This window comes from Streptomyces sp. NPDC027962 (assembly GCF_055566095.1).
The window spans coordinates 1-1065 of record NZ_JBVHTA010000129.1 but is presented as its reverse complement, the minus strand read 5'-3'; the positions used below and the strand labels follow the sequence as shown (position 1 = coordinate 1065).

The 1065-nt window shown below is 68.5% G+C and carries 1 protein-coding gene; it reads left to right on the top strand.

Translation table 11 applies throughout. The features are described 5' to 3' along the window. Positions 1-116: 116 nt before the first annotated feature. Positions 117-1065: IS481 family transposase (locus tag ACZ4SA_RS37010; RefSeq protein WP_468283292.1), on the top strand; the 949-nt coding region annotated here is incomplete at its 3' end.

Genomic DNA, 1065 nt, shown 5'->3' with positions numbered 1-1065 from the left:
TGTTCTGTCCATGGAGGTTGGTGACAGCGATCACTGACGTGGGATCTTGAAATGGGTGAGGGCCTTCTGGCTCGGTGTGGATTGCGACATCTGCACCGGCGACCAGAGAGGCCCTCGTGCCCCACCGTAATGCACCCCTGACCGAGACCGGACGCCTGCGTCTTGCCCGCTGCGTGGTCGAGGATGGCTGGCCGCTGCGCCGGGCCGCCGAACGCTTCCAGGTCTCGCCCACCACGGCCCAGCGCTGGTCCGACCGCTACCGCCGACTCGGCGAGGCGGGTATGAGCGACCTCTCCTCCCGCCCGCACACCAGCCCGCGCCGGACCCCGACCCGTACCGAACGCCGGATCATCAAGGTCCGTGTCCTGCGCCGATGGGGACCGGCCCGCATCGCCCATCTGCTGCGGCTGGTGCCCTCGACCGTGCACCGCGTGCTGACCCGCTTCGGCCTGGCCCGCCTCACGCACCTGGACCGGGCAACGGGCCGTGTCATACGCCGCTACGAACGCGACAGGCCCGGGGAGCTGGTGCACGTGGACATCAAGAAGCTCGGCAACATCCCCGACGGCGGTGGGCACAAGGTCCTGGGCCGCCAGGCCGGCCGCAAGACCCGCTCGAACGCCGGCTACAGCTACCTGCACACCGCTGTCGACGACCACTCCCGCCTGGCCTACAGCGAGATCCTCACCGACGAGAAGAAGGAGACCGCCACCGCCTTCTGGGCCCGCGCCCACGCGTTCTTCACCGACTGCGACATCACCGTCGAGCGCGTGCTGACCGATAACGGCGCCTGCTACAAGTCGCACACCTGGCGCGATGCACTCGCCGCCGCAGGGATCACACACAAGCGCACCCGGCCCTACCGGCCACAGACGAACGGCAAGGTCGAACGCTTCAACCGCACCCTGCTCGACGAATGGGCCTACGCCCGCCCCTACCGCTCAGAGCAGGAACGACGCGACGCCTTCCCCGGCTGGCTGCACACCTACAATCACCACCGCGGACACACCGCGCTGAAAGGCCAACCACCCGCCAGCCGCGTCCCCAACCTCTCAGGGCAATACA